The organism is Mesorhizobium sp. CO1-1-11 (genome assembly GCF_020164995.1).
Classification (GTDB): Bacteria; Pseudomonadota; Alphaproteobacteria; order Rhizobiales; family Rhizobiaceae; genus Mesorhizobium; species Mesorhizobium australicum.
Genome location: NZ_JAIUHE010000039.1, coordinates 1 through 20887, shown reverse-complemented (window position 1 = coordinate 20887; position 20887 = coordinate 1). Strand labels below are relative to the sequence as shown.

At 62.7% G+C, this 20887-nt stretch carries 16 protein-coding genes and 2 tRNA genes; 6 read left to right on the top strand and 12 right to left on the bottom strand.

Going from position 1 to position 20887, the window contains the following annotated elements:
• Positions 1 to 34: 34 nt before the first annotated feature.
• The 3 genes from LB554_RS28655 to LB554_RS28645 all read right to left on the bottom strand — a co-directional run bounded on the left by LB554_RS28655 (position 35) and on the right by LB554_RS28645 (position 6701).
• On the bottom strand, positions 35 to 3565 hold the full coding sequence (locus tag LB554_RS28655) for an SPOR domain-containing protein (protein WP_224588162.1): 3531 nt from the start codon (positions 3563 to 3565) through the stop codon (positions 35 to 37).
• Between the two features lie 103 nt (positions 3566 to 3668).
• Entirely contained in the window at positions 3669 to 5426 is a 1758-nt protein-coding gene (gene argS / locus LB554_RS28650; RefSeq protein WP_140716622.1) for an arginine--tRNA ligase, read from the bottom strand.
• Between the two features lie 60 nt (positions 5427 to 5486).
• Entirely contained in the window at positions 5487 to 6701 is a 1215-nt protein-coding gene (locus LB554_RS28645; protein WP_224588161.1) for a deoxyguanosinetriphosphate triphosphohydrolase, read from the bottom strand.
• Positions 6702 to 6777: 76 nt separating this feature from the next.
• Between LB554_RS28645 and erpA the strand changes: the two genes are divergently transcribed.
• From erpA to LB554_RS28625, 4 genes are read left to right on the top strand one after another with little or no spacing between them, the layout of a single operon-like run.
• On the top strand, positions 6778 to 7125 hold the full coding sequence (gene erpA / locus LB554_RS28640) for an iron-sulfur cluster insertion protein ErpA (protein ID WP_140661113.1): 348 nt from the start codon (positions 6778 to 6780) through the stop codon (positions 7123 to 7125).
• 7 nt (positions 7126 to 7132) lie between these two features.
• Positions 7133 to 7525 carry a VOC family protein gene (locus LB554_RS28635; protein WP_140791070.1) on the top strand — a complete coding sequence of 131 codons (393 nt, stop codon included), beginning with the start codon at positions 7133 to 7135 and terminating at the stop codon, positions 7523 to 7525.
• Between the two features lie 7 nt (positions 7526 to 7532).
• Complete coding sequence (xth, locus tag LB554_RS28630; RefSeq protein ID WP_015317524.1) at positions 7533 to 8330, top strand: exodeoxyribonuclease III; 798 nt, start codon at positions 7533 to 7535, stop codon at positions 8328 to 8330.
• Positions 8331 to 8380: 50 nt separating this feature from the next.
• On the top strand, positions 8381 to 8698 hold the full coding sequence (locus LB554_RS28625) for a hypothetical protein (protein WP_015317523.1): 318 nt from the start codon (positions 8381 to 8383) through the stop codon (positions 8696 to 8698).
• 23 nt (positions 8699 to 8721) lie between these two features.
• Here the strand turns inward: LB554_RS28625 and LB554_RS28620 are convergent, their stop codons facing one another.
• The 8 genes from LB554_RS28620 to LB554_RS28585 form a co-directional block, all read right to left on the bottom strand.
• Positions 8722 to 9570, bottom strand: coding sequence for a tetratricopeptide repeat protein (locus LB554_RS28620; RefSeq protein ID WP_041163432.1), 849 nt, complete (start codon positions 9568 to 9570; stop codon positions 8722 to 8724).
• A complete protein-coding gene (ilvD, locus tag LB554_RS28615; RefSeq protein ID WP_224588159.1) occupies positions 9557 to 11281 on the bottom strand; it encodes a dihydroxy-acid dehydratase in 1725 nt (574 codons plus the stop codon). Before ilvD ends, LB554_RS28620 begins: the two co-directional genes overlap by 14 nt.
• A gap of 290 nt (positions 11282 to 11571) precedes the next feature.
• Positions 11572 to 12795, bottom strand: coding sequence for an OmpP1/FadL family transporter (locus LB554_RS28610; RefSeq protein ID WP_224588157.1), 1224 nt, complete (start codon positions 12793 to 12795; stop codon positions 11572 to 11574).
• 359 nt (positions 12796 to 13154) lie between these two features.
• Positions 13155 to 15938 carry a valine--tRNA ligase gene (locus LB554_RS28605; protein ID WP_224588156.1) on the bottom strand — a complete coding sequence of 928 codons (2784 nt, stop codon included), beginning with the start codon at positions 15936 to 15938 and terminating at the stop codon, positions 13155 to 13157.
• 315 nt (positions 15939 to 16253) lie between these two features.
• Positions 16254 to 17078, bottom strand: coding sequence for a PopZ family protein (locus LB554_RS28600; protein WP_224588153.1), 825 nt, complete (start codon positions 17076 to 17078; stop codon positions 16254 to 16256).
• 252 nt (positions 17079 to 17330) lie between these two features.
• Positions 17331 to 18716: a TolC family outer membrane protein gene (locus tag LB554_RS28595; protein WP_140716604.1), complete on the bottom strand. Its 1386-nt coding sequence runs from the start codon at positions 18714 to 18716 to the stop codon at positions 17331 to 17333.
• 180 nt (positions 18717 to 18896) lie between these two features.
• Complete coding sequence (locus LB554_RS28590) at positions 18897 to 19565, bottom strand: protein-L-isoaspartate O-methyltransferase family protein (RefSeq protein ID WP_015317516.1); 669 nt, start codon at positions 19563 to 19565, stop codon at positions 18897 to 18899.
• A gap of 90 nt (positions 19566 to 19655) precedes the next feature.
• Positions 19656 to 19729, bottom strand: a tRNA-Cys gene (locus LB554_RS28585).
• A gap of 217 nt (positions 19730 to 19946) precedes the next feature.
• On the opposite strand from LB554_RS28585, the gene LB554_RS28580 reads away from it, so the two are divergent.
• A complete protein-coding gene (locus tag LB554_RS28580) occupies positions 19947 to 20198 on the top strand; it encodes a hypothetical protein (protein ID WP_140716602.1) in 252 nt (83 codons plus the stop codon).
• 47 nt (positions 20199 to 20245) lie between these two features.
• On the opposite strand, the gene LB554_RS28575 is transcribed toward LB554_RS28580, so the two are convergent.
• Positions 20246 to 20506, bottom strand: a complete 261-nt coding sequence (locus tag LB554_RS28575) for a hypothetical protein (RefSeq protein WP_015317514.1) — start codon at positions 20504 to 20506, stop codon at positions 20246 to 20248.
• 223 nt (positions 20507 to 20729) lie between these two features.
• Between LB554_RS28575 and LB554_RS28570 the strand changes: the two genes are divergently transcribed.
• Positions 20730 to 20804: transfer RNA gene (locus LB554_RS28570), tRNA-Asn, on the top strand.
• The last annotated feature ends 83 nt before the right edge of the window (positions 20805 to 20887 follow it).

Below are 20887 nucleotides of genomic sequence, written 5' to 3'. Positions count from 1 at the left end.
ATTTCAGGTCGACTCGACCTGAAATCATCCGGCTCTAGCGCGATACGAAGCAGTTGCCGCCCGCGGTCTTGTAGCTGGTGCACAAATTGATCGCATCGTTGCGCGACTGAGCCGGAACGCGCACGCGGTAGAACGTGCCCTTGCCGGCGATCTCGGCCTTGACGATGTTGGCCGTGCGGCCGGAGAGCACGCTGCCGAAGCGGCGCTGCAGGTCCTGGTAGGTCGACTGGGCACTCTCTACCGTCGGCTGAGAAGCGATCTGCATCGACCACGAACCGCTGCCGGTCGCGGTCGAGGCGGGATCGATGGAAGCGACCTGATCTGGCTTGACCTCGCCGACCACGTCGACCGGCTGGTCGGACGGACGCTGCGGCGCGATCGCAACCTTGGCCGGCGTGTTGGCCGACTGCGGCTTGGCTTCAGCCTTGGCAGGCTTGGCGGCGGGCTTCAGAGCCGGCTCATCGTCGGCCTGCGCGGCGGCGGGCGCCACGGTGCCAGTCTGGTCGGTGCCAGTCTGGGCGGTACCGGTCTGGGCGGCGCCAGTCTGGGCGGCGCCAGTCTGGTCGGCCCCGGTCTGGTCGGTATTGGCCTGCGCGGCAGGCGCCACATGCTGTGGTGCCGGATCGGTCGGCTCCGCCGCGGCGACCTGGGGTGCGGCCGGTGCCGGATCCTCACGCGCCACCAGCGAGCCGTCGGACTTGACCACCATGGTCCTGACCTTGCGCGGCGCAACGGCAACGACATCGTTGCTGGTGCCCTTGTCGGCTTCCTGCAGGACCTGCGCGATGCGATCCTCCGACTTCGGCGTGGGCGCCGCTATGTTGGCGGGGGCCGCACCAGCGGTCGAGACGTCGCCTGCGCCATCCGTGCCGGCGGCGGCGTTCTGGTCGGGAGAAAGATCGACGGCGCGGGCCGGGTCCTTCGCCTGCACGTCCACCGGCTCCTCGGCGTTGGTGACGAGCTTCTGCTGGACCGGCTCGGCCGGCTTCGCGCCCTTGACCACCGCGTCATAGACCTTGTTGTCCTGGTTCGGCACCACGGTGCCGCCCGGATTTTCCGGCTTGATCTTGATCGGTGAATTATCGGCCTTGACGATCACCGGAGCCTCACTGCCGCCCTTGCCGCCGAAAGACAGCGCAAAGGCGCCAAGACCGCCCGCGACCGCCACGGCACCGACTATCGCCGCGATGAAGAGGCCGCGCCGGCCGGACGACCGGGCGGCTTCCCGCTCGCCGAGACCCGGAACCGACATCGCTTCGTCCAGTTCGGGATCGTAGTCGAGTTCATCGACGGTGAAATCGTCCGCCTGCGAGATCGGCTGGCTGCCGGGCAGATCATCGAAGCCTTCAGCAGCATCGGCATAGGTCGAGGCCGCCGCCGCGCGGGCAGGCATTTCCGCCGGCCGTGCCGCATAGGTCCGCGCTTCCGGCTGATAGGCCGGCCTGGATTCTTCATATCCCGGATTGACCGCGTCATATCCCGGATTGACCGCGTCATATCCCGGATTGACCGCGTCATATCCCGGATTGACCGCGTCATATCCCGGATTGGCGTTGCCATATCCCGGATTGACCGCGTCATATCCCGGATTGGCGTTGCCATATCCCGGATTGGCCGCGCCGTATCCCGGATTGAACCCGGCATTGTAGGATTCATCCGCATAGGCGGCGCTGCTGGCAGAAGCAGGCGCGACCTCCACCGAATTCATTTCAGTCAGAAGGCTGGCGAATTCGGCGTCGAGATCGTCATAACCGGATGCTACCGGCTCATCGTCCTCGAAATGCAACTCTGGAATGTCGAGATCGTCGGCCAGCGCCACGACGCGCTCCGGCACATCGACCGTCTCGACATCGGGCATCTCTTCATAACGCGAGGACTGCTGCGCCTGCGGTGCCGATGGAGCCACGTAGGGAGCGGCTGCAACCGGCTCGGCCGGCCGGTAGGACGGCACGGCGGCCGTTTCCGGTGCTGCCGTCCAGGCCGCCATCGAGGCGGCAGGCTGCGCGGCAAATGCCGGCTGTTGGGGAACCGGTGTCACGCGGCTCCACGAACGGGCCGGCTCCGACGGCGCGGAGCGTTCCGCCAGCCAATCGAGCGAATCGGCTTGATCCTGCGGGGAAGCTGTTTCCTCACGCGGGTCGATACCCTCGGCCCGGGTGGCGTCGATGGCGCCATTGTCGAAATTGACCTCGCCCTGTTCAGCGGTCTCCGAGCCGAAATCATGGTCCTGAAGCTCGTCGAGCAGCAGGTCGTCGAGGTCGACGTCGGCGGCCTGGTCGGAACCGGACTGATGCACATCCTGGGACGCTGCTTCATCGAGATCCCAGTCGAGATCACCAACAAGATCGACAGGTTCCTCCGCGGCCTTTGCAGTCGAGACGAGTGGCGGCTGAACAGGCGCGGCGGCCGGCTGGGGCACGACCGGCTGAGCCATGGCCGGCTCCCTGGCCGACGGCAGCGTGCGCGCGGTCATGGCGCCAAGAAGCGCGTTCAACTCGTCTTCGAGGCTTCGTTCGTCCGTGATGGGCGCCTGCACTGGGGGCGCGATGGCTGCCGCCATCGGCTGCGCGGGAGCCGCGGCAATTTCGGCGGCTGGCTCTTCGGCGGGCTCGGCAAACGCCTCGTCCAAATCCAGGTCGAAAGCGTCATCCGAAATGGATTCAGCGCCTGGAACCTCGTCCTTCGTGCCGATGACATCGGCAAGCAACTCATGTGCTCGCGGCTCCTCAAAAGCTTCTGGCTCATCGGCCTGAACGTCAAAATCCACGTCGACATCGGCCATGGCATCGTCGAACTGACCAACGAAATCCTCGCCGGAGATCGACTGGGTCTCATCCGCGGTGGCCGGCGCCGGCTCTGGATATTCGGCAGCAGCCACTTGGCGCTGATCCGCCGAATGGTCGTCGAGCATCAGCTCGTCCTCGAGCGAGATCGCAACGGCATCGTCGAATTCTTGATCGGAAGCCGGCTCGGCCGCTGCCGCCACTTCTGCAACCGGCGATTCAACGGCATACGGGGGCTCGGCGGCCTCGTCCCCGATATGGAAATCCCGGTCGAGGGAAGCTGCAAGCTCGTCTTCCATCGGCAGATCGTCGTCGAAGGCCGAAACGTCTTCGAGCGAGCTGGCCACGGTCTTGTCGAAATCGATGTCGACGGCAGGCTCGACGGACGGCACAGCTTCCGCGGCGCCGGCATGGCTGGCGGCCACCGTCCGGTCATCGAGCTCAGCCATGTCCAGGTGAAAATCGTCATCAAGCGACAGCGCGAGATCGTCATCCGACACATCGATTGCCACCGGCTCGAATGCCGGCTCATGAGCCTCGACAAGCGGGGCGGCGACGCTATCGGCAGCGTCGAATTCGCCCATCAGTTCCTTCTCGAGATCGATGTCGAAATCGCCCTCTCCCGCAGCCTGATCGGCGACCTTGGCTTTCGGCTCGGCCGGCGCCTGCGGCTTGACCGGCTGGCGGGGGTCGAATCCCATGATCCTGGTCAGCTCCGCGAACGGATCATCGGCGGCGATGTCGTTGTTGTCGGCTACTCTCAGCTGGGTTCTGTCTGCCATTATTGTTCCCGAACTCGCACTCATTCGGACGCCATGGACGTCGCGCAGGGTTGGCCCTTACCAGCGCAATGTGGGCAAAAGGTGACAGGTTTTTTAGTCAAACCTAACGCATTTCGGTGGGCGCGGCGGCCCCGATCAACGTCAGGCCGGACGTCAGAACATCCGAAACAGCCTGCACCAGCCCTAGTCTGGCATGCGTCAATTGTCGGTCGTTAACCTTAACAAAACGTAAGTCCGGATTATCCGTACCCCGGTTCCAGTGTCCATGGAAACTGGAAGCCAGATCATAAAGATAAAATGCCAGCCGATGCGGCTCGAGCGCAAGAGCGGCGGACTCGATCAGGCGCGGATATTCCGCAAGCTTCCTGATCAAGCCGATTTCCCCTTCGTCGGTCAACGACGTTGACGCTGCCGCCAGGCTGTTGCGGTCGAAATTCGCCTCGCCCAATTGTTCGCTCGCCTGCCGGAACACCGAATGGCAGCGCGCCGAAGCGTACTGCACGTAAAACACCGGATTGTCCTTGGACTGTTCGGTCACCTTGGCGAAGTCGAAATCGAGCGGCGCATCGTTCTTGCGATAAAGCATCATGAAGCGGATCGGATCGCGTCCGACTTCTTCCACCACCTCGCGCAGCGTCACGAAGTCACCGGACCGCTTCGACATCCGCACCGGCTCGCCATCGCGAAACAGCTTGACGAGATTGCACAGGAGAACGGTGAGCTTGACGTCGTCGCCGGCAATGGCCCGCGCCAGGGCTTCCAGGCGCTTGACGTAGCCGCCATGGTCGGCGCCGAGAACATAGATCAGGTCGACGAAGCCGCGGTCGACCTTGTCCTTGAGATAAGCCACGTCGGCCGCGAAATAGGTGAACGAGCCGTCGGACTTGACCAGCGCCCGATCCATGTCGTCGCCGACGGCGGTCGAACGGAACAGCGTCTGTTCGCGGTCTTCCCAGTCGTCCGGCTTCTCGCCCTTGGGCGGCGGCAGCTTGCCCTTGTAGATATGGCCCTTCAGCGTCAGGTCGTTGATCGCCGAGCGGATCTTCCTGGCATTGTCGGCATGCAGCGTGCGTTCGGAGAAGAACACGTCGTGATGCACGTTGAGCAGTGCAAGGTCCTCGCGGATCATCACCATCATCGCATCTATGGTGCGATCCTTGACGATGGCCAATGCCTCGTCATCCGGCATCTGCAGCAAGGAACGGCCAAACTCCCTGACCAGAGCCTCGCCGACGGAGACCAGATAGTCACCGGGATAAAGTCCTGCCGGAATCTCGCCGATATCGTCGCCAAGCGCCTCGCGATAGCGCAACATCGCCGAGCGCCCGAGCACGTCGATCTGCGACCCGGCGTCGTTGATGACATATTCCTTGGTCACGTCGTAACCGGCGAACGCCATCAGGTTGGCGAGCGCATCCCCGACGACGGCGCCCCGGCAATGGCCGACATGCATCGGCCCGGTCGGATTGGCCGAGACATATTCGACATTGGTTTTGCGGCCGGCGCCGATCGTCGAGCGGCCGTAGTTGGGACCCTCGCCCAAAAGCGCCGACAGATGCGCCTGCCAGAAACCGTCCTGGAGCCTGAGATTGACGAAGCCGGGACCGGCGACCTCGGCGGCGGCGACATCCTTGTCGGCCCGCAGGGCGTCCGCCAATCTCTCGGCCAGCGCGCGCGGGTTCTGTCCGGTTGGCTTGGCCAGCACCATCGCCGCATTGGTTGCGAGATCGCCATGGCTGGCGTCGCGCGGCGGCTCGACGGCGATGCGCGACAGATCAGGCGAAACGCCGTCCTGGTCCTTCAGGTCTAGCGCTTCGACAGCCTTTGTGACTCGCGCGGTGAAATCGGCGAAGATGTTCATGGTGTATGCTCGGTGGCTTTATGACGAATCCGGCCCTTTGGCCGGCAAATCGAGCCCGCCCTAGCTCAAATCCGGGGTGCGGTCAAACAAACGCCTGTGTTCCTTGAGCGCGTAGGTGTCGGTCATGCCGGCCAGGAAATCGGCGACGCTGCGCGCTTTGATGCGATCCTCGGCGCGGTCCAGCCCTTCGCGCCAGCCGTCCGGCATGGCGCGCGGGTCGGCGAAATAGACGTCGAACAGGTCCCGGACGATCTGCTCGGCGTCCGCACGCACCCGCATGACCTCCTCGTGCCGGTAGAGGTGTTTGTAGAGGAAGGCCTTCAGTTCCTTCTCGGCTTCCGCCATGTCTATCGAAAATGTCACCATCGTCTCGCCCGCCGCCCTCACCGCGTCGGCGCTCAGCGGCCTGATCCGCTCCAGATTGGCGGTGGTCGACTTGATCACATCCTCGACCATGGCCGTGATCTGGCGCCGCATCAATTCGTGGCCGGTGCGCACGTCATCAAGCCTGGGATAGCGCTCGCGCACAGCTTTCAGGATCGTTCCAGGCAGCGAAACGGCCTTCAGCATGTCAAGCGTCAGCAGCCCTGACCTCAGCCCATCATCGATATCATGCGTGTTGTAGGCAATGTCGTCGGCAATCGCCGCGCACTGCGCTTCGATGCCGGCGAACCGGTCGAGCTCGAGATCCTGCAGTTGCGAGTAGTCGCGGATCGCCTGCGGTACCGGTCCTTTCAGGCCTTGGCCCCTACTGTCGGTGAGCGGACCATTGTGCTTGACCAGGCCTTCCAGCGTTTCCCAGCTCAGGTTGAGCCCGTCGAATTCAGCGTAGCGCGCCTCCAGCCTGGTCACGATGCGTAGCGATTGTGCGTTGTGGTCGAAGCCGCCCCACGCCGCCATCTTTTCGTTCAGCGCGTCCTCGCCTGTGTGGCCAAAAGGCGTGTGGCCGAAATCATGCACCAGCGCCACCGCTTCGGCGAGATCCTCGTCGCCACGCAGCGCCCGCGCCAGGGCACGTGCGATCTGCGCCACTTCGATCGAATGGGTCAGCCTTGTGCGGTAGTGGTCGCCTTCGTGCGCGATGAAGACCTGCGTCTTGTGCTTGAGCCGCCGAAACGCCGTCGAATGGATGATCCGGTCGCGGTCACGCTGGAACGGTGTGCGGGTCGGACTTTCCACCTCGTCGAACAGCCGGCCGCGCGAACGTGCGGGATCCGTGGCGTAGGCCGCGCGTGGCCGATAGCCAAAACCGATGTCGCCAAGCTCATTTGTCATGGCTGATGCTGCCGCAGTTGACTTGCCCCGTCGCGCTTCATACCTATCATGTGAAACCGAAAGCAAGGTGACGCCCATGGGCGCGGATGCCAAGACTGCCATGAAAGTCGATATGACCGAGGCCGCGGCCAAGCGGATTGCCAGGATTGTTTCGGCCGAAGCCGGCAAGACGGCGCTGCGTGTGTCCGTCGAAGGTGGCGGCTGCTCCGGCTTTTCCTACAAATTCGATCTGGTCGACACACGCAATGACGACGACGTCGCCATCGAGAAGGATGGCGCCACGGTGCTGATCGACGACATGTCGCTGGTCTATATGGGTGGCTCGGTGATCGATTTCGTCGACGATCTGATGGGACAGTCGTTCCAGATCAGGAACCCGAATGCGGTCGCCTCCTGCGGCTGCGGCACCAGCTTCTCCATCTAGGACCGAGATGCCCGCAACTGGCGCGGTTCGTCAGGTTGCGCTCTCAGCCGGTCGCGACCTCGACGCGACGCTGGCCTTTTGGCGCGACGTCCTCGGCATGAGCATTCATGCCCGCTACGATCCGCCCGGCATCGCCTTCATCATGGCAGGCAATGTCAGGCTGTTGTTTACCGACGGCATCCCGGCCGGCACCCTCTATCTCGACATGTCAGGCCTCGAAGCCTTCCACGCCGAGGCCAAGGCAGCCGGCATCCCCTTCACCGCGCCGCCGGCGCTCGTCCATCGCGACACCGAGGGCCAGTTCGGCCCGGCGGGGGAAAGCGAATGGATGGCCTTTATAAAGGACCCGGCAGGCAATACGATCGGTTTGGTCGAACGCCGTCCGCCGCAGGAACAATGAGACCGTCATGAAAATCGTCACCTGGAACATCAACGGCGTGCGCGCCCGCATCGGCAACCTGACCCATTGGCTGACCGAGAGCGCGCCCGACATCGTCTGCCTGCAGGAGATCAAGACGGTCGACGAGCAGTTCCCGCGCGCCGAGATCGAGGCGCTTGGCTATAATGTCGAAACCCATGGCCAGAAGGGCTTCAACGGTGTTGCCCTGCTGTCGAAGCTTCCTTTCGACGAGGTCATCAGGGGCCTGCCGGGCGACGACATCGACGAGCAGGCCCGTTTCATCGAGGGTGTTTTTTCCACCGACAAGGGCGCGCTTCGTGTCGCCTCGCTCTATCTGCCCAACGGCAACCCGATCGATGACGAGAAGAAGTTCCCCTACAAGCTGTCGTGGATGGCGCGGCTGGAGCGGTGGGCGCAGGAGCGCCTGAGGCTGGAAGAGGCGTTGGTGCTGGCCGGCGACTACAATGTCATCCCCGAGCCCATCGACGCGCGGTTTCCGGAGAACTGGCTGGGCGACGCGCTGTTCCAGCCGCGGACGCGGCAGGCTTTCCGCCGGCTGCTGAACCTCGGCTTCACCGAAGCGGTGCGCGCGGTCACCGATGCGCCTGATACCTACACATTCTGGGATTATCAGGCCGGCGCCTGGCAGAAGAACAACGGCATCCGCATCGACCATCTGCTGTTGTCGCCGGAAGCCGCAAACCGGTTCTCATCGGCTTCGATCGAAAAACATGTGCGCGCCTGGGAAAAACCGTCCGATCACGTCCCGGTAGCGATCAACCTCGCGCTGCAGCCGGCCGGATAACCAGAGAAACCCTCATATCGCCACATTCCGACGCATGATGGGAGATCATCATGGCGGCCGGGGTTCCCATGACCATTCGATTTGCTCTTTGTCCGATCGGCTTGGCACTCGCCACGGCCGCGATCGTGCCGGCCTTCGCCGCGCAGGAATGTCTTGCCAATGGAAAATCCTATCCGGTCGGCCAGGTCGCCTGCCTGACGGTCGCCGATCAGAGTCATTTGGCTCGCTGCGACATGGTGCTCAACAACACGTCGTGGACAAAGGTCGGCGATAGCTGCCCCGCAAACACGATGGCGCCGCACCTGCACGTCACGCCGATCTCCACACCCGCGCCAAGCATGGTGCCGACGGAGCCAACCGAAAACTGATTTTCTGGTTCCTCGAAAGAACCTTACTGATCGACGTTGCTGCCCTTGGTCAGGATATCGTCGGCCAGTGAGATCGCGGTTCGACGGTCGGCTTCGCCGGCAGCGGCGAAGGCCTCTTCCTGCATGCCGCGAATCCAGGGCTGATCGGCCGGGGAAGCACGCTCGAGGGCCGCTGTCATCATCGCCAGACCGCGCACGACCTTGCCGCTCTGGAACAACAGATGGCCAAGCGTCGCCTGCGCGCCGGCATGGCCCTTCTCGGCGGCGAGTTGGAACCAGCGCCCGGCCTGCTTGACGCTGGCTTTCACGCCGCCTTCGCCCTTCAGGAACATCTGCCCCATCTCGAACTGGGCGTTCGGATTGCGGTAATTGGCGGCGGCGCGCATGTAATATTCCTGCGCCGCCACCTCGTTCTCGCTGACCGGGCTGCCGGGAATGCCCTTGCGCAGATAGTCGCCCAGCGCCACCAGCGCGTCGGAGACGTAACTTTCTTCCGGAGAGCCGGGCTCGACGTCCTGGTCTACGATCTCCGAGAAGAACTTGAACGCCTCATAATCGTCGCGGGCCACGCCGTCGCCTTCGGCATACATGCGGGCAAGCTTCCAGGTGGCGCCGATCTGGCCGTTCTCGGCGGCGTATTTATAGGCCTCGGCCGCCTGTTCCTTGTGGCCGTTCTTGTAGGCGGAGAAGCCGAACTGGAACACCGCCCAGGGGCTCGACTGCGGCTTCACTCCGGTCTTGTCGTCGAACACCTTGTCGTCGAAAGCCACGGCCTGGCCCACGGCGCCAAAGATCGCAACCGCGACCAGTGCCGGAAGGACAGATGACCTCAGCAACTCTGGTGTTGACTTCAACAACTCAGATATCCGCATAGCAGTGTGTTTCTTTCGCACCGCCCGGATGGGTGACCGCGCCATCCCGGGCGGACCCTACCGTCTGTGCGTATTTCCATATCGCGCCCGACTGATAGTCGGTCGTACGCGCCTTCCATGTCTTCGCCCGAGCCGCCAGCTCGCTATCGGACAGCGCCACCTCGATCGTGCCCTTCACCGCGTCGATCGTGATCACGTCGCCATCCCTGACGAGACCGATCGGACCACCAACCGCAGCTTCCGGCCCGACATGGCCGATGCAGAAGCCGCGTGTCGCGCCCGAGAAGCGACCGTCCGTGATCAGTGCCACCTTGCCGCCCATGCCCTGGCCGTAGAGTGCCGCCGTCGTCGACAGCATCTCGCGCATGCCAGGACCGCCGCGCGGTCCCTCATAGCGGATGACCAGAACCTCGCCTTCCCGGTAGTTGCGATGCGTCACCGCTTCGAAACATTCCTCTTCCGAATCGAAGCAGCGCGCCGGGCCGGAGAATTTCAACTCCGCCATGCCCGCGACCTTCACGATCGCGCCTTCGGGGGCAAGGTTTCCCTTCAAGCCCACGACACCGCCGGTTTGGGTAATAGGGCTGTCGGCCGGGCGGACCACATCCTGGTGTTCATTCCAGGCAACGTGCTCCATATTTTCGGCCAAAGTGCGGCCAGTGACCGTCAGGCAATCGCCATGCAGATAGCCATGGTCGAGCAGCGTCTTCATCAGCAGCGGAATGCCGCCGGCCTCGAACATGTCCTTGGCTACATATTTGCCGCCCGGCTTGAGGTCGGCGATGTAAGGCGTCTTCTCGAAGATTTTCGCCACGTCGAACAGGTCGAATTTCAGCCCCGCCTCATGAGCGATCGCCGGCAGGTGCAGTGCCGCATTGGTCGAGCCGCCGGTGGCCGAAACCACGGTCGCCGCGTTTTCCAGCGCCTTCAGCGTGACGATGTCGCGCGGCCGGATGTTTTTGGCGATCAGCTCCATGATTTTTTCGCCGGAAGCGAAATTGAAGCGGTCGCGCATTTCGTAGGGCGCGGGCGCGCCGCAGGAATAGGGCAGCGCGAGACCGATCGCCTCCGCGACGGTGGCCATCGTGTTGGCGGTGAACTGGGCACCGCAGGAGCCGGCCGAGGGACAGGCGGCCTGCTCGATTTCGAGCAGCTCGGCATCGCCGATCGTGCCGACCGAGTGCTGGCCGACAGCCTCGAACACATCCTGCACGGTGATCTGGCGGCCGCGATAGCTGCCGGGCAGGATCGAGCCGCCATAAATGAATATCGACGGCACATTGAGCCGCACCATGGCCATCATCATGCCGGGCAGCGACTTGTCGCAGCCCGCGAGACCGACCAGCGCGTCGTAGCAATGGCCGCGCATGGTGAGCTCGACCGAATCGGCGATGACCTCGCGCGACACCAGCGACGACTTCATGCCCTGGTGGCCCATGGCGATGCCGTCGGTGACTGTGATGGTGCAGAATTCGCGCGGCGTGCCGTTGGCGGCCGCGACGCCCTTCTTGACCACCTGCGCCTGGCGCATCAGCGAAATATTGCAGGGTGCCGCTTCGTTCCAGCAGGATGCGACGCCTACCAGCGGCTGCGCGATCTCTGCCGCCGAGAGGCCCATGGCATACAGATAGGACCGGTGCGGCGCACGCGCCGGACCGACAGTCACATGGCGGCTAGGGAGCTTAGCCTTTGAGATGACCTTGGCGTCCATTCTCTTCCTTGCCGCGGGCGGTGCGGCCTGTCCCATCGCCGAGCCTTTTGGCGCGTGTCCCGAGACAAGGTTCGAGGTGCGCCGGGTTTATGGCGGGAAATGGGCAATTTCCTCGACCTGACTTCTAGCGCGGGGGTTGTTCAGAAAGTGTTGCCAAAACGTCACAATCGCACGAGGCGGCCACAGTGCGGCTTATATACAACGCAGCTTGGATGACGGCGCCGCCGATAAACCCGGCTCAAACGAAAAGGCCGGGCAATGCCCGGCCTTTTATTATAGTTTTCAGAGATTTAGAACTTGATCTTGATTCCACCCGATAGCGCCGTGACCAGATCGTTGCCGAAGTCGTAGCTGGCGTCTTCGCCAGCAACGTAGCCGTTTTCTCCAGCCAACGTGCCGGAATGGCCGCTGGTCAGGACGCCAACCGCACCCGCCAGACGTACTTCGATATTAGGCCGAGGCGTATAAGCAACGCCGCCGCCCAGCGTCCAAGTATCGGTCTGCGCGCCGTAACCATGCGAGGTGCCACGATCCCAGGAAAGCTGACCGGCAGCGCTCCACTGATCGTTAAATTTGTGACCGACACCGCCGGTGACGGTCCAACCGTCGCGATACATCAGGTCGAGTGAGGTGACTGCACCCGGGGAACCGGTAAAGCAAGACGCGGATGGAACAAAACGAGTCGGGCAGATCGGAACGCTTTGCAGCACACTCCAATTGACCCACTTGATCGAGCCGAAGGCAAGCCAGCCGGGTGCGATGCCAGACTGAAGTTTCAACTCCAACGAGTCTGGCATGTATTGCGTCGAGCCATAAATCGGCTCAGACCCAAGTGGCGTCGTGAGTGTGCCGGTGATGTTGTCAAGTTTGACCTGGGAATTGTAGACCAAGCTCGCGCGAAGAGCGATATCGGGGATTTCGTATGCAACGCCGGCTCGCCAGCCCCATCCATTGGCCTCCAGGTCGACGCGGCCAATCGGTGACGGCCCAATTGGATTGAAACCAACCAGGCTCTCCTTGAAGCCTGAAATATCCTGGTAGAACACGCCGCCGATAAAACGGAGTTGGCCCTTGCCGACATCGAACTTGTAGGAGCAGGTACCAGCGTAGTTATTGCTCTTGATATCCGTTTCGACGTTGGAAAACGCGCCATTCCAAGACGTACCAGGCGCTGTGTGGGCACCCCACGGCTGTGAATAGTCGACCATGCAGTCGACTCCCTGCACGACCTGCACCTTCGCCCCGATACGGGGTACCCAATAGCCCTCGGCGCCATCCGCCGTCGAACCGAGAAAATTGAAGCCACCCGGACCCGTCGCATTCTTGTACTTGCGATCCGGCATCACATAGGTCGCTTCGGCTTCAGTCGCGAACGGCGCCGGATCGAACAACAGGTCGATGTCGTAGCCGCCCCGCTCCAGGCCGCCTGCATGCGCCGGATGGATAACCGAGCCCGCCAAAGCCAGCGAAAAGCATCCTGCTCCCAGCAGTGCTTTCAGACGCAAATTGTTCATGGATGTCCTCCCCGAATAACTAGTGCATCAAGCTAGAACCAATTCAGGTTAACGGTGCAACAACGAATTGATGGGCGTACATGTACATGTTCCCGCAACGTATTTTGGACAAAATGCGAGCGGATGCCGCGGCGCCAAAAAAGGGCCTTTGGCGAGGTTTGCCTTTCCCAAAAAAGGAAAAAAACGGCCAGAAAGGCCCAAAAAAAGCCGATTTAAGGGGTCTTCGGCCCCATTGTTACATTATGGCAACAATGGGGCAAAAACTTCCGTTTACGTCAACATTAACGCAACGGAATGCCGATTTTCGAGGCAAAAGACTACCCATTTTAGAGGGTGCTAAAGTCTCGCGAATCTGCCTTTCAACCTGCGTCGCGAACCCTGGTCAGCGCCACCAAAAGCTTGTCCTGCGCGTCGCGATATTCGGCGAGCTTTTCCCGCTCGCCTTCGACGATCTCGGCCGGCGCGCTGGCGACGAACTTCTCGTTCGACAGTTTCTTGTGCAGGCGCGCGATTTCCTCGGTGACCTTGGCCAGTTCCTTCTGCAGCCGCGCGGCCTCCGCGGCGAGGTCGATCAGGCTGCCCAGCGGCAGGCAGATCGTCGCCTCGTTGAGCACGATCTGTGCCGACCCCTTGGGTGCCGCATCGGCGAGCGAGATGTCGCCGACACGCGCCAGCCGTTTGACCGCCGACTCCTCGCGAACCAGCCGCTCGCGCGTCACATCGTTGGCGCCGACCACCACCAGCGGCGCAATGGCTGCCGGCGGCACGTTCATCTCCGAGCGCACCGAGCGGATGCCGGAGACGAGATCGACCAGCCAGTTGATGTCGGCAGCCGCTTCATGGTCCTCGAAATCCGGCGACGGCCATGCGGCATGACACAGCAGCGAGCCCCGATCCCTGCCCTCGCCCGCCGTCTGCGCCCAGAGCTCCTCGGTCATGAACGGCATCATCGGATGCAGGAGCTTGTAGATCTCGTCGAGCACGAAGGCGACGCAGGCGCGGCTTTCGGCCTTGGCGGCCTCGTCCGAGCCCATGAACACCGGCTTCAACAGTTCCAGATACCAGTCGCAGAACAGGTTCCAGACGAAGCGGTAGGCGGCTCCAGCCGCCTCGTTGAAGCGATACGAGGTGATGCCGTCGGTGACCTCGCGCGCGGCGCGTGTCAGTTCGGTCAGGATCCAGCGGTTGACCGCCAGCCTGGCGTCGTTCAGCCAAAAATCGTCGTTGCGGGCGACCTCATTCATCTCGGCGAAGCGCGTCGCGTTCCACAGCTTGGTACCGAAATTGCGGTAGCCGGCGATACGTGCCGGATCGAGCTTCACGTCGCGCCCCTGTGCCGCCATCACCGTCAGCGTGAAGCGCAGCGCATCGGCGCCATATTCGTCGATCAGGTCGAGCGGATCGATGACGTTGCCTTTCGACTTCGACATCTTGGCGCCGTTCTTGTCGCGCACCAGCGCATGCATATAAACGGTGTGGAACGGCTCCTCGCCCATGAAGTGGAGGCCCATCATCATCATGCGGGCGACCCAGAAGAAGATAAGATCGAAGCCGGTCACCAGCACATCGGTCTGATAATAGGTCTTCAGCTCCGGCGTCTGCTCCGGCCAGCCCAGCGTCGAGAAAGGCCACAGCGCCGACGAGAACCAGGTGTCGAGCACATCCTCGTCGCGGGTCAGGATCTCGCCCGGCTTGAAGTTCTCGAGCTTGTCCTCGACCCAGGCCTTCCACGGCCCTTCCAGCGCCAGATAATATTCGATGGCGGCGCTCAGCGCCTCTTCCTCGGTCTTCTCGACGAAGACACGCCCATCTGGCCCGTACCAGGCCGGAATCTGGTGACCCCACCAGAGCTGGCGCGAAATACACCAGGGTTCGATATTCTCCATCCACTGGAAGTAGGTCTTGTCCCAGCTGTTGGGGATGATTTTGGTGCGCCCCTCGCGCACCGAGGCGATCGCCGGCTTGGCGAGTTCCGCCGCATTGGCGTACCACTGCTCGGTCAGGAACGGTTCGATCGGCACGCCGCCGCGGTCGCCATGCGGCACCGCATGGCGGTGCGGCTCGACCTTGTCGAGGAAGCCGCCGGCCTCCATCAGCTCGACGATCTTCTTGCGCGCAACGAAACGGTCGAGGCCGTCGAGTTCGTCCCAGACGGCCTGGCGCTCCGGCGTCACCTCGACGCCGGCGAGGAAGTCCTCATTATCCCTGAGCTTGATGGCCGCTTCGACGGTCAGGATGTTGATCGCCGGCAGCTTGTGGCGCTTGCCGACCTCGAAGTCGTTGAAATCATGCGCCGGCGTGATCTTGACCGCTCCGGACCCCTTTTCCGGATCGGAATACTCGTCGGCCACGACAGGGATCTTGCGCCCGACGATCGGCAGGACGACATTCTTGCCGACGAGATGCCGGAACCGGTCGTCCTCTGGATTCACCGCGACAGCCGTGTCGCCCAGCATTGTCTCGGGACGAGTCGTCGCCACGATAACGAAGGTTTTTGGATTCTCGGGATCGAACGTCACGCCTTCGACCGGATAGCGGAAATGCCAGAGGTTGCCGTTGACCTCCTGCTGCTCGACCTCGAGATCGGAGATCGCGGTCAACAGTTTCGGGTCCCAGTTCACAAGGCGCTTGTCCTTGTAGATCAGCCCTTCCTTGTAGAGCGTGACGAAGACTTCGAGCACGGCCTTGGAGAGGCCCTCGTCCATGGTGAAGCGTTCGCGCGACCAGTCGGCGGAAGCGCCGAGACGTTTCAGCTGGTTGAAGATCGCGCCGCCCGATTCGGCCTTCCACTCCCACACTTTCTCGATGAATTCCTCGCGGGTGAGATCGCGGCGGTGGATCTGCTTTTCCATCAGCTGCCGCTCGACCACCATCTGCGTGGCGATGCCGGCATGGTCCATGCCGGGCTGCCACAGGACGTTCTTGCCACGCATGCGCTCGAAGCGGACCAGAATGTCCTGCAGCGTGTTGTTGAGCGCATGGCCCATATGCAGCGAGCCGGTGACGTTGGGCGGCGGAATGACGATGGTGAAGGCCTCGGCCCCCTCCTCCGCCCCAGCGCCGGCGCGAAACGCGTCGGCTTCCTCCCACACCTTGGCGATCTTCGGCTCGACGGTTTTTGCGTCGTAGGTCTTTTCAAGCATGGGAAAACGGTCCGCGCTGTCGGGAATTTTGCTGGTTCGGTGTAAATCGGAAGGTCTTGGCCAAGTCAACCGCGAGGGATGTCCTGAGGCTTCACAAGCAGATAGGCGTCGGCCTATTCATTTCAACGGACGGGCCGTGGGCGTCTTGACGCCAATGGATCGCTGGACCCAGACCCTGGGGCTCGCGCACCTTCATTGTCAGCGACTCCGACGGCAACCTGCTCGCCTTCGCCAGTTCGGCAACCAGTGACTGATCCAGCCACAACGGAAACGCCGCCTCGGCGGCGGCGCTTCTTCGGGATGCAAGCCTGGACGCTATTGGGCTCCGCGTGCCACGCGCTCGATCTCTTCGCGCACCAGCCTCTCGACCAGCGTCGGCAGATTGTTGTCCAGCCAATCCTGCAGCATCGGCCGCAGCATTTCTTCGGCCATCTCGTCGAATGTCTTCTTGCTGCGGCTGGCAAAGGCGTCGGACAGTTCGCCGAAGGCGGCCGCGACCTGGCGGCCGGTATGTTCGGACAGAATCGCGGGACGCACCACGGGCGTTTCGTTCGCCGCCGTGCGCGCCTCAGCCGTACCCGTTGGAGCATCGCTTGAAGGAGCCGGGTCGATCGCAGGTTCCGCCGCCACTGGTTTGCTCGCCGAAACCTCCGGCTGTGCCGCTGGCTTGCGGACGCTCCGGTCCGGCATCGCCTTGGCTTGCTCGCCAACCGCCGCGATCTCGCGCCGCCAATCGGCGACGATGGCTTCACTTGTCGCAACCTCCGCGGGAGCCGCTGGCGCGTCGGCGGCAGGCTCGGCGGCAACCCGGGCGCTGACCTCGGCCAGGGCCATCGGCGTCCTGCCCGGAGCCGGATCGGCACGCGGCGGCGCATCCATGCGCGCAATCGCCGGCTGCGCCTGGATTGTTTCGGTCACAGCGACCGGCTTCCTGACCTCGGGAGCGGCATGCAATTCGGCGCGAAACGCATCGATGTCGGCGGCTGCCACAGCGCTCGGTGGCGGCTCCAGGTCCTGCTGCAATTCGTCGGCCTCGCCGGGCTGCTTGCGGCCATTGTCGCTGTCTTCGATGATCCTCCTGATGGAAGCCAGTATCTCTTCCATGGAAGGTTCGCGCTGTGCGCTGCTTGCCGTTGCCATCGTCACATCCGCCGCCCTTGTGACCCGTTGCAGATTTCCGCTCCGGCAAAAGCCGGATTCGAATCATGGCGACAGCGTAACCGACGGATCGCCGCACGAGAATCCCCAATCTGGGGACATGTGGGATTTCAACAGATTAGAGCAAATCCGCCAAAGCCGTGTGACGGTCCCGTCAGCCACCGGCCAAAGGACAACGATGGTCCAACGGTGTCGATCGAATCCTAGCCAGAAAACGCCGATCGAGCGAACGGCCTAGCGGCCGTCCGGCGTGCGCAGGCCGATCCACTTGTCCTTGACGGCATTGTAGTGCTCTTCGGGCCTATACTTCGTCACCTGCAGCGCAAGCCGGTCGACAGACAAGCGGCCAATCGCCTGAAGGATGGCATAGCTCGCCACGACAACGTCGTGTTGGGAATTGGCCTGGTTGATCTTGGCGGTAATCACGGTGGCCTGCGCATTGAGCACGTCAAGCGTCGTGCGCTGGCCGACATTGCGTTCCTCGATGACGCCGTTCAGCGCCAATTGTGCGGCGTCGATAACCTGCCTGTTGGCGGATACGCTTTGCTGCGCGGCGGTGTATTGCGACCATGCCGTGGCGATGGCCTGGCGCACCTGGTCGCGGGTAACGTCGACCTGGATGCGTGCTTGCCCCAGCGATTCCTTGTTCTGCCGCACGACCGCCGACGTCCGGCCGCCGGAATAGATTGGAATGGTCAGCGTCGCGCCGATATTGGCCGAGGTCGAATTGCCGTTGGAACCGGTGATGTCGGGAATGGACTTGCGGTAATCTTCCGAAACGCCGGCCGAAGCCGACAGCTGCGGCAACAGCGCGCCTTCAGCCGATTTGACTGAAAACGCTGCGGCGTCGACCAGATGCTGAGTGGCAAGGATGGCCGGGTGTTCGGCCGAGCCGACGGCGATCGCCGCGTCGAGGCTCGACGGCAGCAACCGGCCCAATGGCGAAGCGGGCCTGAGCTTGCCAGGCTCGTCGCCGACGACTTGGTGATAGGTCGCAGCGCTGGCCAGCGCCTGTGCGCGGGCCGCGCTCAGCGATGCCACCGCGGACGCTCGTGAGGCATCGGCCTGCGCGACATCGGTGCGCGTGCCTTCGCCGACTTCGAAGCGCGAGCGCGCGGCGCGCGCCTGCTCGCTCAGGAACTGCAGGTTCTGCTCGGTCAGCACCGCGATCTGCCGGTCCCGAATCACGTCCATATAGGCCATGGCCGCGTTGAACAGCGTGTTTTCCTCGGTATTGCGCAGGCTTTCTACCGACGCCTTGACCTGGGATTCGGCGGCCGCGACATTGTTCCTCGTCTGAAACCCGTCGAACAGCGATTGATTGATCTGAATGCCGTAGCTGCCGCTTGTCAGTTTCGAACTGCCGCCGCCATTTGCCCGGCGCGTGTTCGTATAATCGATGTTGGCTGAACCTGTAACCGTCGGCCGCCAGCCCGACTTGGCGATGGCCACACTCTCGTCGGTGACACGCACGCCGGCGCGCGATGCATTCAGCGTGGAATTGTACTGATAGGCTTTTGAAAGCGCGCCGGTGATGGTTTCAGCCGAAGCAGCCAGTGGGGATAGCGCGGTCGCCGAAACAAGGACGGCGGTGAAAAGTGACTTGCGTACTGACGGCACGGTGTATCCCTCATTCGTTTTCCATGGGAACCGCGCCGCGCCGGCTTCTCCTTCCAGAGCAGGCGGCGTGGCGTGTTTATGTTCCCTGTCGCTCAGCCCAAAGTGCCCCCAGTCTGGGATCAGCAACGATCGTTCAAATGCAAGCGACCATGACAAGGTCTTTGCTGCAAGGCAAATCATTCAGAATTCGAAAGCATGCTCACGTTCGAACCCGGGTAGTGGCTTAATTGCCGCATTAAACGCCCTTCTCCCGGTTACAACCCCCCCGGCTTTGACAAAAAGTCGCGCCACGCCTGAATTGCCCTGGCCCTCGACCGCCACCAGGCGGCCGCCTTCGGCGAGTTGGTCGAGCAACGCCGACGGCACTTTACTGACACTGCCGCCGATGAAGATGACCTCGTAAGGCGCCTTCGCGGCATGGCCTTGCGCCAGGGCGCCCTGAACCACGGTCACATTGCCGCAGCCAAGCCCGGACAGGGTCGACGCGGCGGTTTGCGCCAGTGCCGAATCGCTTTCGAGCGCCACGACGGATCTCGCCAGGCGCGACAGGATGGCCGAGGCATAACCGGTGCCGCAACCGACATCGAGCGCCGAGTCGGTCGGGTTGATCTCGGCCAGTTGCATCAGCTTGGCCAATGGCGAAGCTTCCATCAGGTAACGCGGGCCATCGGCGCTGTCGGCGATGCGGATGTCCTCGTCGATATAGGCCAGATCGCGCTGGCGATCGCCGACGAAGACCTCGCGCGGCACCGAAAGCATCGCGTCGAGCAGCGGCGCGCTGGTCACGTCGGTGGTGCGAACCTGACCATCGACCATCTTGACGCGAAGTTCGGAAAAATCAGCGCTCATGCTCCAACCAATCTGCTTGCCGCGCCAGAATCGCGGTTCATTTCGACCGGAACTTCAGGCTCCGGCGCTGACGCGCTGGAGCCCGGGTATTGGAGGCCTCGCCCGGAATCGAACCGGGGTGCAAGGATTTGCAGTCCTCTGCGTAACCACTCCGCCACGAGGCCTCATTGCTCCCGGCGTTCCACCCGGTTCCAATAGGTTGCGGCGAAAATGCCGTCAAGCGGCCACGCGCATTCCAAAACGGTTTCCTTGCGCCGGCTCCGCGCCCTGTTAGATCGCCGTCGGAGCCGCCCACTCACATTGGCAATCCGTTAAGCATGGCAAATGATCGAGCGAAACTCCGCCCACCGGCTTGCGTTGAGAAACAGGGAGGACTGCATCATGGCCCTGGCCAAACCGAAGGACGAAACGCACGAAACCGAAAGCGTGCCGCTGCTGGGATGCGAGGAATTGGTGCGCTATGCCATCGACTGCCTGAGAATAGAAGGCACCGGCAGGCTTTCACCCCGCGACCGGGCGCGCCTGGCCTCGGCTTCAGCCGTCCTGAGGGAGATCAGCGAAGATCTGAAAGCAGGCCAGCAACCGGATTCGGAGGAATCCGGCACCGACACGGAAAAACAGCGCGACGATTGATTCTCGTCGAAGGCGATCGCCATGCGACATGCATCGGTATCGGCCGCTCAATTTGGCCGGCGTCGCCGCTCCCACCAGACGACCAGGCGGCGCCGGTGGCGGCGCACCATGGCAATTTCGTAGGAGAGCACCAGCAATCCGAGCGGCACCATCCAGAAGCCGAGGATCGGCAAGAACCCGAGAATGCCGCCAAGGGTCAATAGCACGCCGATCGTGATTCTGAGGCCGCGCGACTGCGGCATGGTGAATTCGCGCCCGAACACCGAGATCTTTCGTGCGGGTATCGGGTTTTCGTCCGCTGCCGTCATCGCGAAGAACCGCCTGTGTTAGGGCTCGACAATCTCATTTTACGAAAGCCGCGACCGCCCTTTCGGTTCCGCGCCCCGTCGCCAAGACGGCTAATATGAGGGTGGGCAAGGCCGATTGCGAGAAACGCCTGAGCGAAAAAGTCTCGGAAAAATGCGAAATGCTTCTTTGCAAAGCCGAAACGGGTTTGCTATAGGCTGCGCCACTTGCTCAAAGAGCCTCCGTTCCCCGGTAGCTCAGTGGTAGAGCAACCGGCTGTTAACCGGTTGGTCGCTGGTTCGAATCCGGCCCGGGGAGCCAATTTCTCAAGGTCCGTTCCGGACACATAGGTTACGGTTTATACCGGAGACATGGGTAACACTTTTGGCCCGAAGGGGTTTTGG